Source organism: Streptomyces sp. M-16 (assembly GCF_052114405.1).
In the GTDB taxonomy this organism is placed as follows: domain Bacteria; phylum Actinomycetota; class Actinomycetes; order Streptomycetales; family Streptomycetaceae; genus Streptomyces.
The window spans coordinates 64,961-86,768 of record NZ_JBFRER010000008.1; the positions used below are offsets into that span (position 1 = coordinate 64,961).

The window sequence follows — 21,808 nt, forward strand, 5'->3', positions numbered from 1 at the left end:
CCCGCGCACACCGGGACCTGGCGGCGGCGGTCCGCGACCGGTTTCACTGCGGGCCCATGAGACGACACAGGATCAGGATCATGGGCCTGCTCGGCGCGCTGACCCTCGCCGCCGGGGTCCTGGCCGGACCCGCCGCGGCGGCGGGCGCCACCCCGCCCGCCGAGTTCGGCACCGACTGGCACGACCCGCTCACCGCCGCCCCACCCGTGGAACGGCCCCCGACCCGCTCCTGCGAGGTGACCCTCGCCGAAGCACAGTTCCGGGACTTCACCCCCTACGAGGGGAACTACGCCCCGCCCGCCGCCTGCGGCCGCTCCGCCTGGGCCAAGGTCGTGCTGCGCCTCGACGGCAAGGTCAAGGGCCGCCAGTACGACCGCCTGGGCAACCTCACCCTCGGCGGCGTGGAGATCCTGCGCACCTCCACCCCCGAACCGTCGCCCGACGGCATCGCATGGTCCGTGGAGAAGGACGTCACCGCGTACCGCGACACCCTCAGCCGCCCCCAGCCCGTCGAGATGCTGATCGGCAACGTCGTCAACGACACCTACACCGGGGTCATCGACGTCAAGGTCACCCTGACCTTCTACGCCGCGGAGGGCCGCACCCCGCCCGCCGACACCCCCGACCTGGTCCTCCCGCTCACCACGCCCGCCGTCACCACCCCGCGCAACACCGAACGGCTCCTCGCCGAGGTCTACGCCACCGGCTCCGGAGGCGGCTGCGAGGAGTACTGGTACCTGACCGTCCCCGACGCCGCCCCCTACTCCTGCAAGGCCGCCGACGGCCCCTACCGCGAGGTGCGGATCTCCGTCGACGGACAGCTCGCCGGCCTCGCCGCCCCCTTCCCGACCGTCTGGACCGGCGGCTGGTCCAACCCCTTCCTCTGGTACGTCACCCCCGGCCCCCGCGCCTTCGACGTCCAGCCCCTGCGCTACGACCTCACCCCCTACGCCGCCCTCCTCAACGACGGCCGCCCGCACCGGATCGAGGTCTCCGTCGCCGGCGTGCCGGCCGGCCAGAGCGGCTGGAGCACCCCCGCCAACCTGCTCCTGTGGCAGGACCACGGCCGCCCGGTCGTCACCGGCGCCCTGACCCGGCACGAGGAGGGCGCCCCGGAGGGCGGCACGCACTGGACCCCCGCCCCCGCCCCCGGCGCCGAACACCGCCTGGACACCGAGGGCGGACACCGCCTCACCGTCACCGGACACCTCGACACCTCCCACGGCCGGGTCACCACCACCGTCGCCCGGGCCGTCCGCGCCACCTCCGCCCACCGCTGGACCGAGGGGGAGGACCGTGACGCCCTCACCGCCTCCTGGAGCGACGAGGAGAGCGTCACCCGGGGCGCCACCACCACCCGCACGCAGCGCGCGTACACCATGGACGGCGAGACCACCCTCGGCCCCGCGGACCGGCTGCGCACCGTGCTGTCCCTCGGCGACCGGGCCGACACGGTGACCCTGCGCGCCGGCCGCGAGGTCGACCGCACCCGGCTCGACGACCGGTACACCGGCGACGCCTCGTACACCGCGAACGTCCCGCGCGAGCAGCGTCACGCCGTCGGCACCACCACCGCCCGCTACCGGCTGTACGGGTCCGCCGTGGGGGACGGCTGTTACGACCGTACGGTGGGCACCGCGCAGGGCACCGTGACGGTGGACCGCCGCCGCTGCTGACACCGCCGGCGCCTACGATGACGCCCCATGGACACGAGTGACGCCGGCAGACGGCTGGTCGACGGCCGCTTCGAACTGATCGGCCCCCTGGGCGCCGGAGGCATGGGGACGGTGTGGCGCGCCCGCGACATCGCCCTGCACCGCGAGGTCGCCCTCAAGGAGGTGCGCCCGCCGGACCCGGCCACCGCCGCCGCCCAGCCCCAACTCGCCGTCCAGCTCCGCGAGCGGGCCGTCCGCGAAGCCCGCGCGCTCGCCCGCCTCACGCACCCGAACGTGGTGACGATCCACCACATCGTGGAGCCCGCGGCCGGGTCGGACGGCCACCCGTGGATCGTGATGGAGCTCGTCAAGGGCGGCTCCCTGTCCGACCGGCTGGCCGCCGGACCGATGCCGCTCGGGGAGGTGCTGCGGCTCGGTCTCGACGTGCTGTCCGCGCTGCGGGCCGCGCACGCCGAGGGCGTCCTGCACCGGGACGTGAAACCGGCCAACGTCCTGCTGCGGCCCGACGGCGGCGCGGTGCTGACCGACTTCGGCATCGCCGCCCTGCACGGGGCGACCGCGCTCACCTCCACCGGGGTGCTGATCGGCTCGCCCGAGTACATCGCGCCCGAGCGGGCACGGGGCGAGGAGGGGCTGGCCGCCTCCGACCTCTGGTCGCTCGGGATGCTGCTCTACGTGGCCGCCGAGGGGACGCACCCGCTGCGCCGGTCCACCAGCCTGGCCACCGTGGTCGCCGTACTGGAGGACCCGATCCCGGCGCCGGTGCGCTCCGGCCCGCTGGGCCCCGTACTGGAACGCCTCCTCGTCCGGGACCCGGCGGCGCGCCCCGACGGGGCGGCGCTGGAAGCACTGCTCAGGGACGCGAGCACCGCTCTCGCGGCAGGGACCGCGGGCTCCCGCGCGGCCGGGCCCGCCCCCGCCCCGGCCCCGGCCACCGCGTCCGTCCCGCCCGGGGCTTACCCGCCCTCCGCGCCCTACGCCCCCGGCCCGGCACCCGCCGCCACCGTCCCCGTGGCGCGCGAGGCCGGCCGCCGCCGTCCGCGCGCCCTCCCCGCCGTCCTGCTGGCGGCCGCCCTGGCCACCGGGATCTTCGGCGCGGTGCAGTGGCTCCCCGACGGCGACACCGGTACCGGCGCCGGTGCCAAACCCGGCGGCGGCGCGAGCCTCCCGGCGACCGCCACCCCCGCGGGCTCCGCCCCCTCCGGATCCGCGCCCGCCGCCCCTCCGCTGGGCCCCCGCACGAGCGCCCCCGCGAGCCAGGCCGCCACCGCCCCCAAGGGCAGCCTGCTCACCCCGGACCGCATCCGCACCGCCCTCGCCGCGCTCAAGCAGCAGACCGGCACCACCACCTTCGCCAAGATGAGCGTCTACGACGAGTACGTCATCGCCTCGGTCCCCACCGCCGCCGGCGCGGAGACCCTGGACTACTGGGAGTACCGCGGCGGTTCCGTCCGGCACACCGGCCCCGCCGGCACGGTCGGGCAGGGCGACCCCCTGATCGACATGGCCGCCGTCGGCTGGGACGCGCTGCCCGCCCTCCTGGAGCGCTCCGCACGCGAACTCGGCGTCCAGAAGCCGTCATCCCGGTACGTCGTCGTCGACCCCTGGATGATGGACCAGGTCCCCTGCATGCGGACCTACCTCAGCGACGAGTACGGCCGCGGCGGCTACGTACTCGCCGGGACCGACGGCCAGGTCAAGAAGGTCGTCCGATCCTGACACCGCGGACCCGTGCGCACGCGGGGGTCCGACACGTCCGGCAGCACCGCAACGTTCCGAGGAGCACGGCCACCATGCCCAGCTGGCGCACCACCCTCACCCGGGCGGGGATCACGACCCCCCGCCTGCGCGACGACTACACGCACACCGCCCGCCGGGTCCTGCGCCGGGAACCGGCCCCCTACGTCACCCTGCGCCTGCTCGCCGCCCCGCCCCTGGTCCCCTGGCTCACCGCCGGACTGGCCTTCATGAACCGGGTCGACGACGTGGCCGAGACCGGCACCCCGGCCGAACGGGCCTCCGCCACCACCGCGTTGGCCGGACACGTCGAGGCGGCCCTCGCCACCGGAGACAGCCCCGACCCCCTGCTGCGCGCCTACGCCCACGCCGTGCGCACCCGGGGCCTGCCGGGGTCCTGGGTGACCCGCTTCCTCGACGGCGCGGCCACCGCCGAGGCGGCCTTCGACGGCTTCGCCGCCGAGGAGGACTTCCAGGCCTACCTCGACGCCTACGCCTGGCCCGGGGTCCTCGTCTTCACCGGCCTCCAGTACGAGGGAGGCCCCGACCCCGAACAGGCCGCCGGCTGGCGCCGGTTCGTCGACGCCGCCCAGCGCGTCGACTTCCTCGCGGACCTGTCCGGGGACCTGGCCGAGGGCCGCCTGTGCATCCCGCGCGCCCGCCTCGACGAGCACGGCGTGACGCGCGCCGACCTGGAGGGGGCCCGCGAAACCCCGGCCGTCCGCGCCCTCCTCGACGCCGAGACCCGCCTCGCCCGCCTCGCCCTGGCCGCCACCGACGGCATCCTGGACCTCACCGAACCGGGGCTGCGCCCGGTGATCGCCGCCATGACGGAACTGATGGACCACCAACTGACCGCGGTGGAAAGGGCCGGCACCGCCGTTCTGCGCCGCGACACCGGATACGGCCTCGTCGCCCCGCTGCGCACCCTCCTGCGGGCCCGCGTCCGCGTCCGCGCCGCCCGGTGACCCCGGCGGACCCGTGACATTCGTACTGCCCGGGTCCGTACAAGCGCATCTGCCGGGTCGGGGGCCCCGTTCGTAGCGTTGGGGACATGACGAAGACCCCGAGCGCGGCGCACCCCGCCCGCATCGCACACCGGYAGGTCCGGGAGCCCGACGCGGACGTGCCCGCGATCCGGTTCCGGCACGCCGCCAAGTCCTTCGGCGCCGTCCGCGCCGTCACCGGGCTCGACCTGGACGTGCGGCGCGGCGAGACCGTCGCCCTCCTCGGCCGCAACGGCGCCGGCAAGTCCACCACCATCGGCCTGCTGCTCGGCCTCGAAGAGCCCGACGCGGGCAGCGTCCGGCTCTTCGGCCGGACCCCCTCCGAGGCGGTGCGGGCCGGGCGGGTGGGTGCGATGCTCCAGGAGGGGCGCGCCGTACCGCGGATCACCGTACGGGAGCTCGTCGCCTTCGTCGCCCGGACCTACCCGGCGCCCCTGCCCGTCCCCGAGGCGCTCGGCCTCGCCGGCCTCACCGACCTCGCCGGGCGCCGCGTCGACCGGCTCTCGGGAGGGCAGGCCCAGCGCGTCCGCTTCGCCGTCGCCCTCGCCGGGAACCCGGAGCTGATCGTGCTCGACGAGCCGACCGCCGCCCTCGATGTGGAATCCCGGCGGGCCTTCTGGGGCTCCATGCGGGCCTACGCCCGGCGCGGCAACACCGTCCTGTTCTCCACCCACTACCTGGAGGAGGCCGACGCCCACGCCGACCGGATCCTGGTGCTCGACGGGGGCGGGATCGTCGCCGACGGCACCGGGGAGCAGCTGCGCCGCACCGCCGCCCGCGGTTCGCTGGTCTGCGTCGACCTGGCGGGCCGTCCGTCGGGCCACCTCGCCGCCCTCCCCGGGGTGGAAGCCGTCGAGGTGCGGGGCGACCGCGCCCGGCTCCGTACGCAGGACCCGGACGCCACCGTGACCGCCCTCGCCGCCCTCGGCGCGGTCCGGGGCATCGAGGTCACCGCGCCCTCGCTCGACGACGTCTTCCTCGCCCTCACCGGCGCCACCGCCGCCACCGCCGCCGGCGCTTCCGGGGGGAACGCCCGATGATCACTGCCTACGTCCGCCTCGAAGTGCGGCGCACCCTGCGCGACGTCTCCTTCGTCGTCTTCGGCATCGGCATGCCGGTCCTGATGTACCTCCTCTTCACCAACCTCGGCGGCGTCGACCCCGAGTGGAAGACCGCCTCGATGGTGGCCATGGCCGCCTACGGGGCCCTCGGCGCGGCCCTGTCCACCGGGACCGGGGTCGCCGAGGACAAGGGCAGCGGCTGGCTGCGGCAGCTGCGGGTCACCCCGATGACCCCGCGCCAGGTGGTGACCGGCCGGGCGCTGACCGGCTCGGTGATCGTCCTGCCCGCCATCGCCGCGGTGCTCGCCGCGGGCGCCTTCGTCAACGGCGTCCGGATGGACGCCTGGCAGTGGGCCGCCGTCGCCCTCGTCCTGTGGCTCGGCGCGCTCCCCTTCACCCTGCTCGGGATCGGCAACGGCTACCGGCTCACCGCCCAGAGCACCGGCTTGGTCAACGTCGGCTGCAGCCTCGCGCTCTCGATCCTCGGCGGTCTCTGGTTCCCGGTCGAGGCGTTCCCGCGGTGGCTGCGCTCCCTCTCCGAGCTGACCCCCACCCGCCGCTTCGCGGAACTCGGCCAGTCCCTCGCCGCCGGCGCCGCCCCCGGCCCGGCCGCCGCCGCGGTGGTCGCGGTGTGGGCCCTGCTGTTCGCCTCGTACGCGGTGCTCTCGTACCGTCGGTCCGCCAGGAAGGTGTGACACATGGAGCAGGTAACCGGAATGACGATGCGGAGCCGACGGGAGCGCGCGGCGGAGCGGAAGGCCGCGTGGGAGGTCAGCAAGGCCGCATGGCGGGCGGCGGAGAAGAAGCGCAAGGCGTGCGGCGAGTCCCCCGACTACGGCCGCGGCCCGATGGGCCCGCCCAACGCCTTCGCGCTGCTGCCGTGGCTGCTGCTGGGCATGGGCGCCATCTCCAACGTCATCAAGGGGGAGACCCCCAACCCGTGGATCGGCGGCCTCGGCCTGCTGGTCTTCAACTCCCTCTACATCACGCTGGTCTTCCGGGCCTTCGACCCGAAGGCGCGCGCGGCGGCCGGCACCCGCTGGTGCCTCGTGGCCCTGGGCGCGGTCACCTGCGCCCTCGCCCTCGCCTACGGGGGCAACTGGCTGCTGTTCTTCCCGCTGTGCGCTCTGGCCACCGGCGCCGTGGTCCGGGGCCGCGAGCTCGCCCCCGCCATGTTCGTGGTCACCGCCCTGGCCGGGCTGATCGCGGGGCAGAAGGAGGGGTGGGACACCCTCGGCATCGTCTACGGGACCTTCCTGTCCGGCATGGTCACCGCCACCATCCTCGCCCTGTCCGAGACGGTCAAGCAGCTCCGTGACACCCGGCAGGAGCTGGCCCGGGCCGCCGTCGACCAGGAGCGGCTGCGCTTCTCCCGCGACCTGCACGACCTGCTCGGCCACACCCTCTCGGTGATCGTCGTGAAGTCCGAGGCCGCTCGCCGGATCGCACCCCGGGACATGGAAGCGGCCCTCGACCAGGTCCGCGACATCGAATCGGTGGGCCGGCAGGCGCTCACCGAGATCCGGGAGGCGGTCACCGGCTACCGCGAGGCGAGCCTGGCCGCCGAACTCGACCGGGCCAGGGGCGCGCTGACCGCCGCCGGCATCGAGCCCGTCGTGCGCCAGTCCGGGCCCCCGCTGCCGCCGCAGACCGCGGCCCTGCTCGGCTGGGTGGTCCGCGAGGCCGCCACCAACGCCATCCGCCACAGCGGAGCGGCCACCTGCGAGATAGAGCTGCACAGCAGCGCGGAGCGGGCCGTACTGGTGATCACCGACGACGGGAACGGCGTAGGCTCGACCCCGCCGGGCAGCGGACTGACCGGCCTGGGCGAACGGCTCGCCCTGGCGGGAGGCACCCTCGGCAGCGGACCGGCCCCGGGCCGCGGGTTCCGGGTCACCGCCGAACTGCCGCTGGAGGCGACCGGTGGGGAAGAGGACGGGGAGGTTCGATGATCAGGGTCCTGCTCGCCGAGGACCAGGGCATGATGCGGGGCGCGCTGGCGCTGCTGCTCGGGCTGGAAGAGGACATCGAGGTGGTGGCCCAGGTCGCCGCCGGGGACGAGATCCTGGCGGCCGCGCTCGAAGCCCGGCCCGATGTCGCCCTGCTCGACATCGAACTGCCCGGCCGCAGCGGTCTCGACGCCGCTGCCGAGCTGCGCACCCGGCTGCCCGGCTGCCGGGTGCTGATCCTGACCACCTTCGGCCGGCCGGGGTACCTGCGCCGCGCGATGGAGGCGGGGGCCGCCGGGTTCCTGGTGAAGGACGGCCCGGTGGAGGAACTGGCCGTCGCCGTGCGCCGGGTGCTCGCCGGGGAGAAGGTGATCGACCCGTCCCTGGCGGCCGCCGCCCTGGGCGCCGGCCCCAACCCGCTGACCCCGCGTGAGATCGACGTCCTCAACGCCGCCGCCGACGGGGCCACCGTCGCCGATGTCGCGGGCCGGGTCCACCTGTCCGAATCGACGGTACGGAACTACCTCTCCGCGGCCATCGGCAAGACGGGCACCCGCAACCGCATGGAGGCCGTACGGGCGGCCCGCCGCCAGGGGTGGCTCTGACCGTACGGGAGGGGGGTGCGAGACCGGCGCGGAAGGCCCGACACCGGGCAGCCGCCGGGCTGGGCGCGGCGTACGTGAAGGACGTCAGTACGCGCCGTTGACGTTGTCGATCGAACCGTAGCGGGCGGCCGCGTAGTTGCAGGCGGCCGTGATGTTGGCGACCGGGTCGTACGAATCCATCGGCGTGCCGGGAACGTGGTAGGCGCGGAAGGTCGGGTCGATGACCTGGAGGAGGCCCTTCGAGGGAATGCCCGCCGCGGCGTTGGAGTCCCAGTTGTTGATGGCCAGGGGATTGCCCGAGGACTCCCGCATCACATTGCGGTGGATTCCGTTGTAGCTGCCGGGAATTCCGTGCCGGGCCATGATGTCCAGGGACTCCCGGATCCAGCCGTCGAGGTTGTTGGCGTACGTGGCCGCGGGCTTCACCGCGGCCGCCGTGACCGCGGTGGCCCTGGCGGCGGCGGCCTTCGCCGCGGCGCCGAGGCGCAGCTTGAGGCCGGGGCGGATGACCGAGGGGTCGGCGCCGATGGCGCTGCGGTTGTCGGCGTAGAGCGTCTGCCACCCGCCGCTCACGGAATGCTCGGCCGCGATCTTCGAAAGGGTGTCCCCGCCCACCACGGAATAGGTGAGGGAGAGCGCCGCCTTTTCGGCGGCGGGCTGCGCCGCCGGCTGTACGGCGGGCCGCGCGAGGGTGCTCGCCGCGGGTGCCGCGGCCGGCTGGGTGACCGCCGCGCCGGCGGTGGTGGCGCTGATCAGCGGGAGGGCGAGTGCCGCGCCTCCCGTGCCGGCGAAGGCCAGCCTACGGGCGATCCGGTACTGCTTCGGCCGACGGTGCTTACCCTTTGCGGACATGGCGCTGTTCCTCACGTGGGGGTACGGGAGAGCCCTGGCGCCGACCGGATTCGGTGTGCGGCCGCCGGGAGTGAGGGTGACCGTAGGCGAGCGCGGGGGACCCGAACAAGGCGCGAATTCCCCCAGGAGATCGACTTCCCGTCGGTGGCCCGGTGAATGACCTTGAATGAAGATCCCGAAAAGGGCGATTTCCTTTCTGGGAAAAGGAAATCGGCGCGGCGCCGGAATTGATGTTGAACGCGTGCGCGTGACTGACATCACGGTTTGACGGGCCGGAATACCGCTTCGCGCAATACGGTCAATTAGCCGACCGATGCTGCCGATTCGGGCGACCGGCGCGATGGTGGCGAATCGCCCATCACGGACTCTTTCCGGCGCCCCTGCGTCTCAGGGGGCGGCGGGCAGCAGCTTCCGGATCGCCGCCACGGCGGCCCGCGGCTCGTCTGCGTGGCAGCGCACCGTACGCACCCGGGTCCGCCGGCCCCACGCCCCGACCACCGTGACCGGCCGGACCAGCTCCAGGGTGACCGAGGTCTGACCGGCCACGGCCGCGTCCAGGACCCCCTCCTCGGGCCGGTTCGCGTCGGGGAAGCGGAGTTCCTCGCGGGCGGAGTCGATCAGCTCCGCCGGTATCCACAGGTCGAGGGAGGTGCGGTGGCGCAGCCGCACCCCGGCGGACCCGACCACGTGAGGCCGGGTGACCGCCGCCGCGTGCAGCCCCAGCGCCAGGAGCACCGTATAGAGGTCGAGGACCAGCATCACCAGGTGGGCGACCGGATACGGGGCGAGAAGGAACGACACTCCGGCCGTCTCCAGCGCGAACACGAAGACCAGCCCGTACGAGGTCGGCGCCTGGGCCCGCGCGTACCCGACGGCGGTGTCCCCCGCCCCGACGCCGTCCCTGCGCCGGGCCGCCCACAGGACGAGGCTCCTCAGCCGGCGTCCCTCGTGCGCCACGAGCAGGCGCGACCGGGCGAGGGCGCCCGGCCCCGCGCCCGTCGCACCGTCCTCCCCGTTCCCCATGGCCCCAGTGAACAGGGGCTCGACCGCACTGCGCCTAGTGGATTTCGGCCAACTCCTTCAGGGTGGCCGCGACCGCCTCCGTGGATGCCGGCAGCAGCGGGAGGCGTACGTCCGGGGTCGGGATCCGGCCCTGCGCGTGCAGTACGCCCTTGACCACCGACGGGTTGGGTTCCGCGAAGGCCGCCGCCGAGAGCCGGGCCAGCGCGTGACCCAGGGCCCGTGCGCGCGGCACGTCACCGGCCCGCCACGCCGCCGCGAGCTCCACGAAGCGCTCCGTCGCCAGATGGGCCGACGCCAGGATCCCGCCGGCCGCCCCGAGCGCCAGCATCGGTGACAGGTACGCGTCGTCCCCGGCGAGGACGGCGAACCCGTCCGGGAGGTCGCCCAGCAGCGCCACCGTGTCCTGGTCGATGCTGCCCCCCGCGTACTTCAGCCCGGCCACTTCCGGCAGGGCCCCGAGCGCCCGCAGCGCGGCCGCGTCCAGCGGCTGCCCCGTCCGGTAGGGGATGTGGTAGACGACCAGCGGTACGGGGCTCACCTCCGCCAGCCGCGCGAAGTGCGCCAACACCCCGGCCGCCGAGGGCCGCAGGAACGACGGCACCGTCACCAGCGCCGCCCCCACCCCCGGCCACCGCGCCAGCCGGGCCAGAGGGGCCTCGCTCGCCCGCGTCCCGCTCGCCCCGGCCCCCACCGTGAGCAGGCCGCCCCGCTCCCGGCAGACCCGGGCGCAGACCTCGGTGACCAGATCGCGCTCGGCCTCCTCCAGCGTGGCCGTCTCCGCGGTGGTGCCGAGGGCCACGATCCCGGCCGCACCCGCGTCGAGCGCCGCGTGGGCGAGGGCCTCCAGGGCCTGCGCGGCGACGTTCCCCGCCCGGTCGAAGGGGGTGATGAGCGGGACGTGGATCCCGTCGAGCGCCGTGGTGTCCGCTGTCGTCTCGTGTGTGTCCAGTCGCATGGGACGAGCTTGGCCCGCCCCGAGCATCGAATCCAGCTCGCATTCCTTACCCGAACCGTAAGCTGGGCCGATGCTCGACGTACGCCGCCTGCGGCTCCTGCGGGAACTCGCCCGCCGCGGCACCATCGCCGCCGTGGCGGAGGCGCTGTCCTTCAGCCCCTCCGCCGTCTCCCAGCAGCTCTCCGTCCTGGAACGGGAGGCCGGGCTGCCGCTGCTGGAACGCACCGGCCGCACGGTCCGGCTCACCCCGGCCGCCCAGAACCTGGTCCGGCACGCCGACGCCGTCCTGGAGCGGCTGGAACGGGCCGACGCCGATCTGGCCGAGGCCCGCGGAGGTCTGGCCGGCGCCCTGCGGATCGGGGCGTTCCCGACCGCCACGCGGGCCATCGTCCCGGCCGCCCTGGTGCACCTGGCCCGCCGCCATCCGGGGCTGGAGCCGATGGTGTCCGAGACCGATCCGGCGGCGGTCGCGCACGCGCTGCGGGCCGGGGACCTGGACGTGGCGCTGGTGCACGAGTACGACCTGGTCCCCGAGCCGCCCGAGCCGGGGCTGGCCACGCGGCCGCTGTACGGGGAGGCGATGTACCTGGCGACCCCGGCGCCGACCACTGCCACCACCCCGGTCGTCCCCGCCCCCACGGCCCCCGCCCCCATGGACCCCGGCGCCCCGCCTGCCGGAGGCCCCGGGCAGGACGCCGTCCTGCGCGCGCACCGGGACGATCCCTGGATCACCGCCACCCCCGGTACCCTCTGCCACGCCATGACCGTCCGGGCCTGCCGGGCCGCCGGGTTCACCCCCCGGGTGCGCCACCGGGTGGACGAGTTCGCCACCGTCCTCGCGCTGGTCGCCGTGGGCCAGGGGGTCGCGGTGGTGCCGCAGCTCGGCGTCACCGGGCCGGCCGGCCCCGCGGTGACCCTCGTCCGCCTGCGCATGGAACGCCGCACCAAGATCGCCTTCCGCAGCGGGGCCGGGGCCCACCCCGCCGTGGCCGCCTTCACGGCCGCCCTGCGGGCCGCCGTACCGCCGGATCTGGCCGCAGCGCGCGCGGAAGCGTGACACAACTCCCGTACCGGTCGGCGCCCGTGTACGTTCGATGATCCAGACCGATCCGAACAGAACGGGGTATGACGTGACGCATCGCGTACGAGGTGTCATCGCGCGGAGCAAGGGCGCACCGGTGGAGACGACCACGATCCTCGTGCCCGACCCGGGGCCGGGCGAAGCCCTGGTCAAGATCCAGGCCTGCGGGGTCTGTCACACCGACCTGCACTACCGGGAGGGCGGGATCAACGACGAGTTCCCCTTCCTCCTCGGTCACGAGGCGGCCGGCATCGTGGAGTCCGTCGGCCCGGACGTCACCTCGGTCGCCCCCGGGGACTTCGTCGTCCTCAACTGGCGTGCGGTGTGCGGCACCTGCCGGGCCTGCCGGCGCGGCCGTCCCTGGTACTGCTTCGCCACGCACAACGCCACCCAGCCCATGACCCTGGAGGACGGCACCCCGCTCTCCCCGGCTCTGGGCATCGGGGCCTTCGCCGAGAAGACACTGGTCGCCGCCGGGCAGTGCACCAAGGTGGACCCGGCCGCCTCCCCGGCCGCCGCCGGGCTCCTCGGCTGCGGGGTGATGGCCGGCCTCGGCGCCGCCCTGAACACCGGCAACGTCGGGCGCGGCGACTCGGTCGCCGTCATCGGGTGCGGGGGAGTGGGCAACGCGGCGGTGGCCGGTGCCCGGCTGGCGGGCGCCTCGAAGATCATCGCCGTGGACCTGGACGACCGGAAGCTGGAGTGGGCGCGCGGCCTCGGAGCCACCCACACCGTCAACGGGCGCACGGAGGACGTGGTCAAGGCCGTCCAGGAGCTGACCGGCGGCAACGGCGCGGACGTCGTCATCGAGGCGGTCGGCCGCCCCGAGACCTACCGGCAGGCCTTCTACGCCCGCGACCTGGCGGGCACGGTGGTGCTGGTCGGCGTACCGACGCCGGAGATGAAGCTCGAACTACCGCTCCTGGACGTCTTCGGGCGCGGCGGCGCGCTGAAGTCCTCCTGGTACGGGGACTGCCTGCCCGAGCGGGACTTCCCGCTCCTGATCGACCTCTACCTCCAGGGCCGGCTCGACCTCGACGCCTTCGTCTCCGAGACCATCCCGCTCGACGGGGTCGAGGACGCCTTCGCCCGCATGGAGCGCGGCGAGGTGCTGCGCTCGGTGGTGCAGTTCTGACCTGACCTGACCTGACCTGACCTGACCTGACCTGACCCGGCTCGACCGGACCATCCGACGGGTGACCGGCCCGCAGGCGGACCTGCGGGCCGGTCGCCCGCCGAGGGGCTCCCCGTCAGGCGCCGAGCAGCGCCAGGAGCGCGCGGACGGCTTCGAGCACGGGCTGTCCGATCGTCCCGACGGTGGCGGCGATGCCGGCCACCGCCATCAGCGCCCGGTGCCGTTCCGCGGGGGGTGCGGCGGCGTCGGCCGTGATGGCCGGGAGTGCGGAGTCGATGATCCGCGCGGACTCGGCGGGCACCTGCGGGCGCAGCTCCGCCAGCAGCGCGAGGAGTTCGCGCAGGGCCTGCTCCAGGGACGGGGCCGCGGGCGCCGCGTGCTGGTGGACGATGCCCTGGTTGCCCTGCCCGCCGTACATGTTCACGGTGTCGCCGCTCATCCGTGGGTCACCCCCGAGTTGCCCTGGCCGCCGTACATGTTCACGGTGTCGCCGAAGTAGTAGTGGCTGGGATTGCTGATGGTCAGGCGCTGCACCTGCACGCGCAGTTCCGTGTCCGGGTTCTCGATCGCGTACGCGATCTGGTGCACGAGCCCGTTGAGGTGGTCGGTGCGGCCGGTGACGAGAGCGGTCGACTGCCCGTTGGACTCGACGGCCAGGACGAAGTGGGAGGCCGCCGTCAGCACGGCCATCATGTCCGCGAAGTAGTACAGGAGGCCGATCCCGGAGGCGGTCCAGACGAACCGGATGGTGCCGTCGAAGGTCGTGTCGGGGCTGCGGGCCAGGACGCCGGCGATGGCGCCGAACACGGTGAAGCCGAGCGCCGCGAGGAGGGTGAGCGCCGTCCGCCGGGCGAAGGTGACGACGGATTCTTTGCGCCGGGGCTTGAGGACGAAGGTGTAGACGCGGGCCACGTTCTGCAGCGGGTACACCGCCCCGCCCACCCACAACAGCCGCTTGGTGACGGTGAGATCGAGCGAGGAGGGCAGCCCGGCGTGGCCGGCCGGCGGCTGCCCCGGCGGGCCCTGCGGCGCCGCCGGTGTGCCGGGCCGCAGCTGCGCCGACGGTGGTGGCGACAACGGTGGTGACTGCCCTGGTCGCGGTGGCCCGTTCGTTTCCATGCATCCCCCTGAGACGGAACCGGGTCGGAGCGGAGCCCCATTAAGGATCTGTCATGCCCCTGCCGCAAGGCGATTTCCGGCCCCGTGGCCCGCCCGGGCGGCGCCACGACGTGCCCGGGACGGCCTAGGGTGCGGAGCATGACCGAACGAGCCGATCAGCAGGCGCCCTTGCAGCCGATGCCCACCGACTGGCACCRCGCCCTCGCGGTGGTCGCCCACCCCGACGACCTGGAGTACGGCTGCGCCGCGGCCATCGCCGACTGGACGGACGGCGGCCGCGAGGTCGTCTACGTCCTGGCCACGCGCGGGGAGGCGGGCATCGACACCATCGCCCCGGACGAGTGCGCCCCGCTGCGCGAGGCCGAGCAGCGCGCGAGCGCGGCCGTCGTCGGGGTTTCCACGGTGGAGTTCCTCGGCCACCGCGACGGGGTCGTCGAGTACGGCCTCGGCCTGCGCCGGGACATCGCGGCGGCCATCCGGCGRCACCGCCCCGAGCTGGTGATCACCCTCAATCACCGGGACACCTGGGGCGGCCCCGGCGGCGGTGGCTACTGGAACACCCCCGACCACCGGGCCGTCGGCCGGGCCACCCTGGACGCCGCCGCCGACGCGGGAAACCGCTGGATCTTCCCGGAGCTGATCTCCGAGCAGGGACTGGAACCCTGGGACGGCGTGCGGTGGGTCGCCGTGGCCGGTACCGCGACGCCGACCCACGCGGCCGACGCCACCCCCGGACTGGAGCGCTCCGTCAGGTCCCTGATGGAGCACAAGGCGTACATCGAGGTGCTGACCGACCAGGACCCGGAGGCGTACGTGCGGACCTTCCTGACCGGCAACGCCGAAGGGGTCGCGGCCCGCTTCGGCGGCCGTCCGGCGGTGGCGTTCGAGGTCTTCCCCCGCTGACGCGCCTGCCCTAACCTGACGTTCCATCAGATAGGGCGGGGGTGCGGGCCACGGTGATCGACACCGTCTCGACGGAGACCGGCGAGGGCGCGGAGCGGCGGGTCCGGCTGGAGGTGGAGGACGGCATCGCCCTCCTCACCCTCTGCCGCCCGGACCGGCTCAACGGCTGGAGCTGGGAGTCCACCCGCCAGCTGGGCCTGCTCGCCGACCGGATCCGCTTCGACCCGTCCGTGCGCGCGGTCCTGCTGCGCGCGGAGGGCCGGGCCTTCTGCGCCGGCATCGACGTCACCGCGCCCGGAGGGGCGATCACCGGGGACTCTCCCGCCGAACGGACCCGCAACTACTACGAGGGCATCCGCTGGGTCCACGAGCGCTTCGCGGTCCTCGCCCGCCTCCCGCAGCCGGTCATCGCCGCCGTGCGGGGATACTGCCTCGGCTTCGGCTTCGAGCTGGCCCTCATGGCGGACATCCGGATCGCCGCGGACGACGCCGTCTTCGCCCTGCCCGAGGCCGGCCTCGGCGTGGCGGTGGACGCCGGGGGCGACCTGAGGATCGCCCGGGAGGCGGGCGCGGGCTGGGCGAAGTTCCTCGCCCTGACCGGCCGCCGGATCGACGCGGCGACGGCCGAACGCCTCCACCTGGTCCAGCTGGTGGTCCCGCCCGACGCGCTGGAGGAGACCTCCCGCGCGCTGGCCGCCGAGATCGCGGCCAACGCCCCGCTCGCCGTCCAGGGCATCAAGCGGGGGATCGACGCCTACGCCGACGCCGCCCTGCCCGCCGCCCTCGACCGGGTCGCCATGACCGCCGCGCTCACCCTCACCTCCGAGGACTGCCGGGAGGGGTACGGGGCCGGGGCCGCCCGCAGGCCCCCGCGCTTCAGGGGAGCATGAGCACCGGCCGGACGGAGATGCTCTCCCACGCCGGCACCGGCCGCCGTCATCGGCCCGGGTCGGGCCCGGTCAGGGGCTGAACGGTGCGCGCCCCAGCTGCTCGCGCACCGGGACCACCCCGGGCTGCACCAGCGCCCGCCGCTGCCAGTTGGCCCCGTCGACGACCAGGGTGTGGCCGGTGACGAAGCGGGCGTAGGGCGAGGCGAGGAAGGTGGCGGCCCAGCCCAGTTCGCGGGGCGCGCCCACGCGCAGCGCGGGCTGCCGGCCGTCCCTGTCGCCGGGCGCGGCGCGCTCCAGGCCGCCCCGGATGTCGGCGCTCATATCGGGGTGCGGGACCAGCCCCGGCACGAGGCCGTTGATCTGGATCCCGTACGGGCCCCATTCCACGGCCAGTGTCTCCACCAGGTTCTTCACCCCGGCCTTCGCGGCGGCGCTGTGCGCGAACCCCGGGCCGCCCGTCCAGGCGTAGGACGCGCCGATGTTCACGATGGAGCCCGGGGTGCCGGCCGCGAGGTGGCGGCGGGCGAACTCCCGGGTCGTGAACCAGGTTCCGGTCAAGGTGGTGTCCACCACGGCCCGCCAGGCGTTGGGGGACAGGTCCTCCGCCGGGCAGGGGAAGTTGGCGGCCGCGTTGTTGACCAGGACGTCCGGCGGTCCGAGCGCCGCCTCGGCCGCGTCGAAGACCTCCGCGACCCGTTCGGGGTCGCGGATGTCGCAGACGGCGGCCGCCACCCGGCCCGCGCCGGGGACGGCCGCCAGTTCCGCGCGCGCCGCTTCGAGCCGCTCCGCGCGGCGGCCGGCGATCACCAGGCCGGCGCCGAGCCGCGCGAACTCGGCGGCGATGGCCTTGCCCAGACCGGTGCCGCCGCCGGTCACGAGGACCACCTGCCCCGCGAAGGTTCCGGGGGGCAGGGCGGCGGCACCGAGGGGCGGTGGCGCGGGCAGGCCGCGCCGAGCGTTGTCCGTCATGGGGGCATCGATAGCGCGCGGGCGCTCAGATCGCCATGCCCGTGACGGGCCTACGGCTTCGGCAGGTACGCCTGCTTGGTGGCGCAGGTCCAGATCACCGGCTTCAGCTTGCCCTTCGCGTTCACGGCGGCCCCGCCGACCCGGCCGTCGTCGGAGACCGACTCGGCCATGCTCGCCTTGTCCGCGGAGAGCCGCGGCAGGGCCAGCAGCGGGCCCGAGCCCGGCCAGAGCTGTGCCTGGTCGGCCTGGGTCGGCTCGTCGGGGTGGAACTTGGCGGTGCCGACGCTGACGTTCGTCGTGGGGCTGATCGCCTCGAAGGTGCCGTACGGGAACGGGTTCAGCACGCCGGGGGAGGTGCCGGGCGCGGTGTACGGGGGCGTCCAGGTCCACGGCTTGTACGCGTACCCCGGGCCGTACCAGTCGTAGCCGACGACGCGGCCGCTCTCGTCGATGCCCTGGACGTAGCTCTCCTGGTACAGGCCGCCGCCGCTGGGGGCGAGGGAGACGGCCGGGCCGCCGTCGGCGGGCCAGAGCACCGGGGTGACCTCCCAGTGCTGCTGGTCGCCGTCGTCGGTGTAGTCCACCTTGGCCGTGCCGAGGATGTCGCCCCTGTTGTTGATGCCCGTGACCAGGTCGACGCGGGCGTGCGGCTCGGCGTTCGCCGGCGGCGCGAGCTCGCGGACCTTCTGGCCGTCCTTCCAGACGAGGCCCACGCCCGCCCGGTTGCGCGAGACGACGTACCCGGCGTCGTTGACGTCGGCCTCGCCGTACGGGTCGTCGCTGCCGGGCAGCGGCGTGATCGCCGCGTCGCCCGCCCGGTAGGTGAACACGTAACCGCCGCCGCCGTTGCCGAAGATCCGGCCGACCATCAGGCCGTCCTTGTTCACGGCGAGCAGCTCGCCGCCGAGGCCCGCCGCGGGCAGCGGGACCTTGTGGAGGGTGGTCCCGGCCCAGTAGACGGGCAGGCCGCCGGAGACACCGACGGACAGGTTGCCCCTGCCGAGGTCGTTGACCCCCTCGGCCTGCCGGTTGCCCGGGTTGTGCAGGGACGACCCGATGGAGCCCAGTACCTGGATCCTGGGCGTGCAGGTGGCGGCGGCCGAGGCCGGGCCCGCGGCGGTGACGATGCCGGCGAGGACGATCGCGGCGGCGGCCGCGGAGGCGCCCCGTCTCATGGGTGTGCTGTTCATCGGATTCCCCCTGTGGTGTGCGGTGGCGGCGCGGCCGTCCGCCCCGAGCGGTGCCGACGACGGGCGCGCGTGATCCCCCATTGCGTCATATGCCGTGTGAAACCGGCGTGTTGATGTTATCTCCAGGCATCGGTGTTGACCCGTCGTTCGTGTGTCTGATTTCGGAATCGGCCGCCCCGGCCGCCGGTGGCACCTGACGGGGCAAGGGCCGGTGAAGGGTCCCCGAGGGGCCCCGAGGGTTCCCAAGGGGGCAAGCGACCGCTTAGTATGCCGCCGAGCGTGGTTCCTCGACGGCGGCTGGAGGCCCCGGATGCAGGCATGGCGAGTACACACGACCGGCGAACCCCGCGAGGCCATGCGCCTCGAAGAGGTGCCCGAACCCGTGCCCGGCGAGGGCGAGGTGAGGCTCAAGGTGCTCGCGGCGAACGTCAACTTCCCCGACGCGCTCCTCGTCCGCGGCCAGTACCAGATCAAGCCGCCCCTGCCCTTCACCCCGGGCGTCGAGATCTGCGGGGAGACCGAGGACGGCCGCCGCGTCATCGCCAACCCGAGCCTGCCCCACGGCGGGTTCGCCGAGTACGTGACCGCCCCCGCGCGCGCCCTCCTGCCCGCCCCGGACACCCTCGACGACGCCGAGGCCGCCGCCCTGCACATCGGCTACCAGACCGGCTGGTTCGGCCTGCACCGCCGCGCCCGGCTGCAGCCCGGTGAGACCCTGCTCGTGCACGCCGCGGCGGGCGGCGTCGGCAGCGCCGCCGTCCAGCTCGGCAAGGCCGCCGGCGCCACCGTCATCGGGGTCGTCGGGGGCAAGGCCAAGGCGCGCACCGCCGAGGAACTGGGCTGCGACCTCGTCATCGACCGCACCGCCGAGGACACGGCCGCCCGCGTCAGGGAGTTCACCGCCGGACGCGGGGCCGACGTCGTCTACGACCCGGTCGGCGGCGACGCCTACACCGCCTCCACCAAGTGCGTGGCCTTCGAGGGCCGGATCGTGGTCGTCGGCTTCGCCGGCGGCACCGTCCCCACGCCCGCCCTCAACCACGCCCTGGTGAAGAACTACGCCATCCTCGGCCTGCACTGGGGTCTGTACGCCGCCAAGGACCCCGCCGCCGTCCTCGCCTGCCACACCGAACTCACCCGCCTTGCCGCCGAGGGCCTCGTCAAACCGCTGGTCAGCGAACGCGTCCCGCTCGCCGCGGCGGCCGACGCCGTCCAGCGCCTCGCCGACGGCACCACCACCGGCCGGCTGGTCGTCGTACCGTCCCTGCCCTCCGTGCCCTCCCTGGCCGGCGCACCCGCCCCGGACGGAGCCGACCGATGACGCCCACCGCCGAGGAGCTCACCGCCCGCACCCGGGCCCTGCTCGCCGCGCACCCGCCCGCCACCACCGCCCGCCCCGACTTCCTGGGTGCCCGCTTCGACGCCGGACTCGCCTGGGTGCACTACCCCGAAGGCCTCGGCGGCCTCGGTGCGCCCCGCTCGCTGCAGGCCGTCGTCGACGCCGAACTGGAGGCCGCCGGGGCCCCGGACAACGACCCGCGCCGCATCGGCATCGGCCTCGGCATGGCGGCCCCCACGATCCTCGCCTACGGGACCGAGGAGCAGAAGCGGCGCTTCCTGCGCCCCCTGTGGCTGGGGGAGGAGGTCTGGTGCCAGCTCTTCAGCGAACCCGGCGCCGGCTCCGACCTCGCCGCCCTCGGCACCCGCGCCGTCCTCGACGACACCACCGGCGAGTGGGTCGTCGACGGCCAGAAGGTGTGGACCTCCAGCGCCCACACCGCCCGCTGGGCCATCCTCATCGCGCGCACCGACCCCACGCTGCCCAAACACCAGGGCATCACCTACTTCCTCTGCGACATGCACGCCCCCGGGGTCGAGGTCCGTCCCCTGCGCCAGATCACCGGCGAGGCCGAGTTCAACGAGGTCTTCCTCACCGGCGTCCGGATCCCCGACGCGCACCGCCTGGGTGCCGTCGGCCAGGGCTGGGCCGTCGCCCGCACCACCCTGATGAACGAGCGCGTCTCGATCGGCGGCATGCGCATCCCCCGCGAGGGCGGCATGATCGGCCCCGTCGCCGCGGTCTGGCGCGAACGCCCCGCACTGCGCACCCACGCCCTGCACCAGCGGCTGCTCGGCCTGTGGGTCGAGGCCGAAGTGGCCCGTCTCACCGGGGAGCGGCTGCGCCAGCAACTCGTCGCCGGCCAGCCCGGCCCCGAGGGCAGCGGCATGAAGCTCACCTTCGCCCGTCTCAACCAGGAGATCAGCGGCCTGGAGGTGGAACTCCTCGGCGAGGAGGGACTCCTCTACGAGGACTGGACCCTGCGCCGTCCCGAGACCGTCGACTTCACCGGCCGTGACGCCGGCTACCGCTACCTGCGCGCCAAGGGCAACAGCATCGAGGGCGGCACCAGCGAAATCCTCCTCAACATCGTCGCCGAACGCGTCCTCGGTCTGCCCGCCGAACCGCGCGACGACAAGGACATCGCCTGGAAGGACCTCGCCCGATGACCGCCTCGCGCGCCTCCCTCGACCTGCTCTACTCCGACACCGAGGAGGAACTCCGCTCCGCCGTCCGGGCGTTGCTCGCCGACCACTGCGCTCCCGCGACCGTGCTGGCCCGCGCGGAGAGCGGTCGCCCGCACGACCCCGGTCTGTGGCGCACGCTCGCCTCCGGGATCGGTGCCGCCGGGCTCCTCGTCCCCGAGAAGCTCGGGGGAGCGGGCGCGAGCCACCGCGAGGCCGCCGTGGTCCTGGAGGAGCTCGGCCGGGCCGTCGCCCCCGTTCCGTACCTGACCGGCTGCGTCCTGGCCACCGAGATCCTGCTCGGGTGCGACACCGCCGAGGCCGGTGACCTGCTGCGCGAACTCGCGGCCGGACGGCGGGTCTGCGTCCCCGCCCTCCCCCTCACCCAGGCCCCCGGCGCCCCCCTGCCCCAGCCGCTGCGCGACACCGGCGGGGGCGCGCTGACCGGCACCGTCACCTCCGTCGCCGACGCGACGGCGGCCGACGTCCTGCTGGTCCTGGCCGACACCGGGCTGCACGCCGTCCCCGCGGCCGGGGCCCGGCTGGCCCCGGCCGTCCCGCTGGACCTCACCCGGCCGCTCGCCACCGTCACCCTCGACGGGACCCCCGGCACCCGCCTCGCGGACCCCGCGACCGCGCGGGCGGCCGTGGCCGGAGCCCTGCTGTCCGGCGCCGGACTGCTGGCCTCCGAACAGCTCGGCCTGGCCGAGTGGTGCCTCACCGAGACCGTCGCCCACGTCCGGGTCCGCCACCAGTTCAACCGCCCCGTCGGCTCCTTCCAGGCCCTCAAGCACCGTCTCGCCCGGCTCTGGCTCGACGTGGCCTCCGCCCGCGCGGCGGCCCGCGCCGCCGCCGAGGCCCTCGCGACGGCGTCACCCGACGCCCCGCTCACGGTCGCGGTCGCCCAGGCCTACTGTTCGGGGGTCGCGGTCCGGGCCGCCGAGGAGTGCGTCCAGCTGCACGGAGGCATCGGCATGACCTGGGAACACCCCGCCCACCTCTACCTCAAGCGGGCCAAGGCCGACTCCCTCGCCCTGGGCACCACGGGCCACCACCTGGGCCTCGTGGCGGATTTCGCGGAACTCCCCGCGCCGGCCTGAAACCGCGGCCGGCCGGCGGACCCGGCGGACCCG

At 74.8% G+C, this 21,808-nt stretch carries 21 protein-coding genes; 14 read left to right on the forward strand and 7 right to left on the reverse strand.

The window, feature by feature from the left end; all coding sequences use genetic code 11:
- The first annotated feature begins 56 nt into the window (after positions 1-56).
- The 7 genes from AB4039_RS06500 to AB4039_RS06530 all read left to right on the forward strand — a co-directional run bounded on the left by AB4039_RS06500 (position 57) and on the right by AB4039_RS06530 (position 8,035).
- A complete protein-coding gene (locus AB4039_RS06500) occupies positions 57-1,676 on the forward strand; it encodes a peptide-N4-asparagine amidase (RefSeq protein WP_442270233.1) in 1,620 nt (539 codons plus the stop codon).
- Between the two features lie 27 nt (positions 1,677-1,703).
- Entirely contained in the window at positions 1,704-3,395 is a 1,692-nt protein-coding gene (locus AB4039_RS06505; RefSeq protein ID WP_442270234.1) for a serine/threonine-protein kinase, read from the forward strand.
- Between the two features lie 74 nt (positions 3,396-3,469).
- Positions 3,470-4,381 carry a squalene/phytoene synthase family protein gene (locus AB4039_RS06510; protein WP_266847258.1) on the forward strand — a complete coding sequence of 304 codons (912 nt, stop codon included), beginning with the start codon at positions 3,470-3,472 and terminating at the stop codon, positions 4,379-4,381.
- 86 nt (positions 4,382-4,467) lie between these two features.
- The gene (locus AB4039_RS06515; RefSeq protein ID WP_442270235.1) at positions 4,468-5,460 is read left to right on the forward strand and encodes an ABC transporter ATP-binding protein; all 993 of its coding nucleotides are present in this window, start codon (positions 4,468-4,470) and stop codon (positions 5,458-5,460) included.
- A complete protein-coding gene (locus tag AB4039_RS06520) occupies positions 5,457-6,176 on the forward strand; it encodes an ABC transporter permease (RefSeq protein ID WP_442270236.1) in 720 nt (239 codons plus the stop codon). Before AB4039_RS06515 ends, AB4039_RS06520 begins: the two co-directional genes overlap by 4 nt.
- A 3-nt stretch (positions 6,177-6,179) precedes the next feature.
- Positions 6,180-7,433, forward strand: coding sequence for a sensor histidine kinase (locus AB4039_RS06525; protein ID WP_442270237.1), 1,254 nt, complete (start codon positions 6,180-6,182; stop codon positions 7,431-7,433).
- Positions 7,430-8,035, forward strand: a complete 606-nt coding sequence (locus AB4039_RS06530) for a response regulator transcription factor (protein ID WP_266847259.1) — start codon at positions 7,430-7,432, stop codon at positions 8,033-8,035. Before AB4039_RS06525 ends, AB4039_RS06530 begins: the two co-directional genes overlap by 4 nt.
- 84 nt (positions 8,036-8,119) lie before the next feature.
- Here the strand turns inward: AB4039_RS06530 and AB4039_RS06535 are convergent, their stop codons facing one another.
- From AB4039_RS06535 to AB4039_RS06545, 3 genes are all read right to left on the reverse strand, one after another.
- Positions 8,120-8,887, reverse strand: coding sequence for a LysM peptidoglycan-binding domain-containing protein (locus AB4039_RS06535; protein ID WP_266847261.1), 768 nt, complete (start codon positions 8,885-8,887; stop codon positions 8,120-8,122).
- Between the two features lie 387 nt (positions 8,888-9,274).
- Positions 9,275-9,910 carry a hypothetical protein gene (locus AB4039_RS06540; protein WP_266847263.1) on the reverse strand — a complete coding sequence of 212 codons (636 nt, stop codon included), beginning with the start codon at positions 9,908-9,910 and terminating at the stop codon, positions 9,275-9,277.
- Between the two features lie 34 nt (positions 9,911-9,944).
- Entirely contained in the window at positions 9,945-10,865 is a 921-nt protein-coding gene (locus AB4039_RS06545; protein WP_442270238.1) for a dihydrodipicolinate synthase family protein, read from the reverse strand.
- Positions 10,866-10,935: 70 nt separating this feature from the next.
- Here AB4039_RS06545 and AB4039_RS06550 point away from each other — a divergent pair, with 70 nt between their 5' ends.
- Both AB4039_RS06550 and AB4039_RS06555 read left to right on the forward strand, forming a co-directional pair.
- Positions 10,936-11,922 carry a LysR substrate-binding domain-containing protein gene (locus AB4039_RS06550; RefSeq protein ID WP_442270239.1) on the forward strand — a complete coding sequence of 329 codons (987 nt, stop codon included), beginning with the start codon at positions 10,936-10,938 and terminating at the stop codon, positions 11,920-11,922.
- A 73-nt stretch (positions 11,923-11,995) separates the two neighbouring features.
- Entirely contained in the window at positions 11,996-13,081 is a 1,086-nt protein-coding gene (locus AB4039_RS06555) for an S-(hydroxymethyl)mycothiol dehydrogenase (protein WP_266847269.1), read from the forward strand.
- A 115-nt stretch (positions 13,082-13,196) separates the two neighbouring features.
- Here the strand turns inward: AB4039_RS06555 and AB4039_RS06560 are convergent, their stop codons facing one another.
- Together AB4039_RS06560 and AB4039_RS06565 are read right to left on the reverse strand one after the other, a co-directional pair.
- Complete coding sequence (locus AB4039_RS06560) at positions 13,197-13,520, reverse strand: hypothetical protein (RefSeq protein WP_266847270.1); 324 nt, start codon at positions 13,518-13,520, stop codon at positions 13,197-13,199.
- Positions 13,517-14,158: a DUF6232 family protein gene (locus tag AB4039_RS06565; RefSeq protein ID WP_266847272.1), complete on the reverse strand. Its 642-nt coding sequence runs from the start codon at positions 14,156-14,158 to the stop codon at positions 13,517-13,519. Before AB4039_RS06565 ends, AB4039_RS06560 begins: the two co-directional genes overlap by 4 nt.
- Positions 14,159-14,338: 180 nt before the next feature.
- On the opposite strand from AB4039_RS06565, the gene AB4039_RS06570 reads away from it, so the two are divergent.
- Positions 14,339-15,103 carry a PIG-L deacetylase family protein gene (locus AB4039_RS06570; protein WP_442270240.1) on the forward strand — a complete coding sequence of 255 codons (765 nt, stop codon included), beginning with the start codon at positions 14,339-14,341 and terminating at the stop codon, positions 15,101-15,103.
- Positions 15,104-15,156: 53 nt separating this feature from the next.
- Entirely contained in the window at positions 15,157-15,993 is an 837-nt protein-coding gene (locus AB4039_RS06575; RefSeq protein WP_266847275.1) for an enoyl-CoA hydratase/isomerase family protein, read from the forward strand.
- 69 nt (positions 15,994-16,062) lie between these two features.
- Here the strand turns inward: AB4039_RS06575 and AB4039_RS06580 are convergent, their stop codons facing one another.
- Positions 16,063-16,962: an SDR family oxidoreductase gene (locus AB4039_RS06580; RefSeq protein ID WP_266847276.1), complete on the reverse strand. Its 900-nt coding sequence runs from the start codon at positions 16,960-16,962 to the stop codon at positions 16,063-16,065.
- A gap of 50 nt (positions 16,963-17,012) precedes the next feature.
- Complete coding sequence (locus AB4039_RS06585) at positions 17,013-18,152, reverse strand: hypothetical protein (protein WP_266847278.1); 1,140 nt, start codon at positions 18,150-18,152, stop codon at positions 17,013-17,015.
- Between the two features lie 310 nt (positions 18,153-18,462).
- On the opposite strand from AB4039_RS06585, the gene AB4039_RS06590 reads away from it, so the two are divergent.
- From AB4039_RS06590 to AB4039_RS06600, 3 genes are read left to right on the forward strand one after another with little or no spacing between them, the layout of a single operon-like run.
- Positions 18,463-19,473 carry an NADPH:quinone oxidoreductase family protein gene (locus AB4039_RS06590; protein ID WP_442270241.1) on the forward strand — a complete coding sequence of 337 codons (1,011 nt, stop codon included), beginning with the start codon at positions 18,463-18,465 and terminating at the stop codon, positions 19,471-19,473.
- Positions 19,470-20,660 (forward strand): acyl-CoA dehydrogenase family protein, encoded by a 1,191-nt coding sequence (locus AB4039_RS06595; RefSeq protein WP_266847281.1) that lies wholly within the window; start codon positions 19,470-19,472, stop codon positions 20,658-20,660. The genes AB4039_RS06590 and AB4039_RS06595 overlap by 4 nt, the downstream gene beginning before the upstream one ends.
- A complete protein-coding gene (locus AB4039_RS06600; RefSeq protein ID WP_266847282.1) occupies positions 20,657-21,775 on the forward strand; it encodes an acyl-CoA dehydrogenase family protein in 1,119 nt (372 codons plus the stop codon). The genes AB4039_RS06595 and AB4039_RS06600 overlap by 4 nt, the downstream gene beginning before the upstream one ends.
- Positions 21,776-21,808 lie beyond the last annotated feature (33 nt).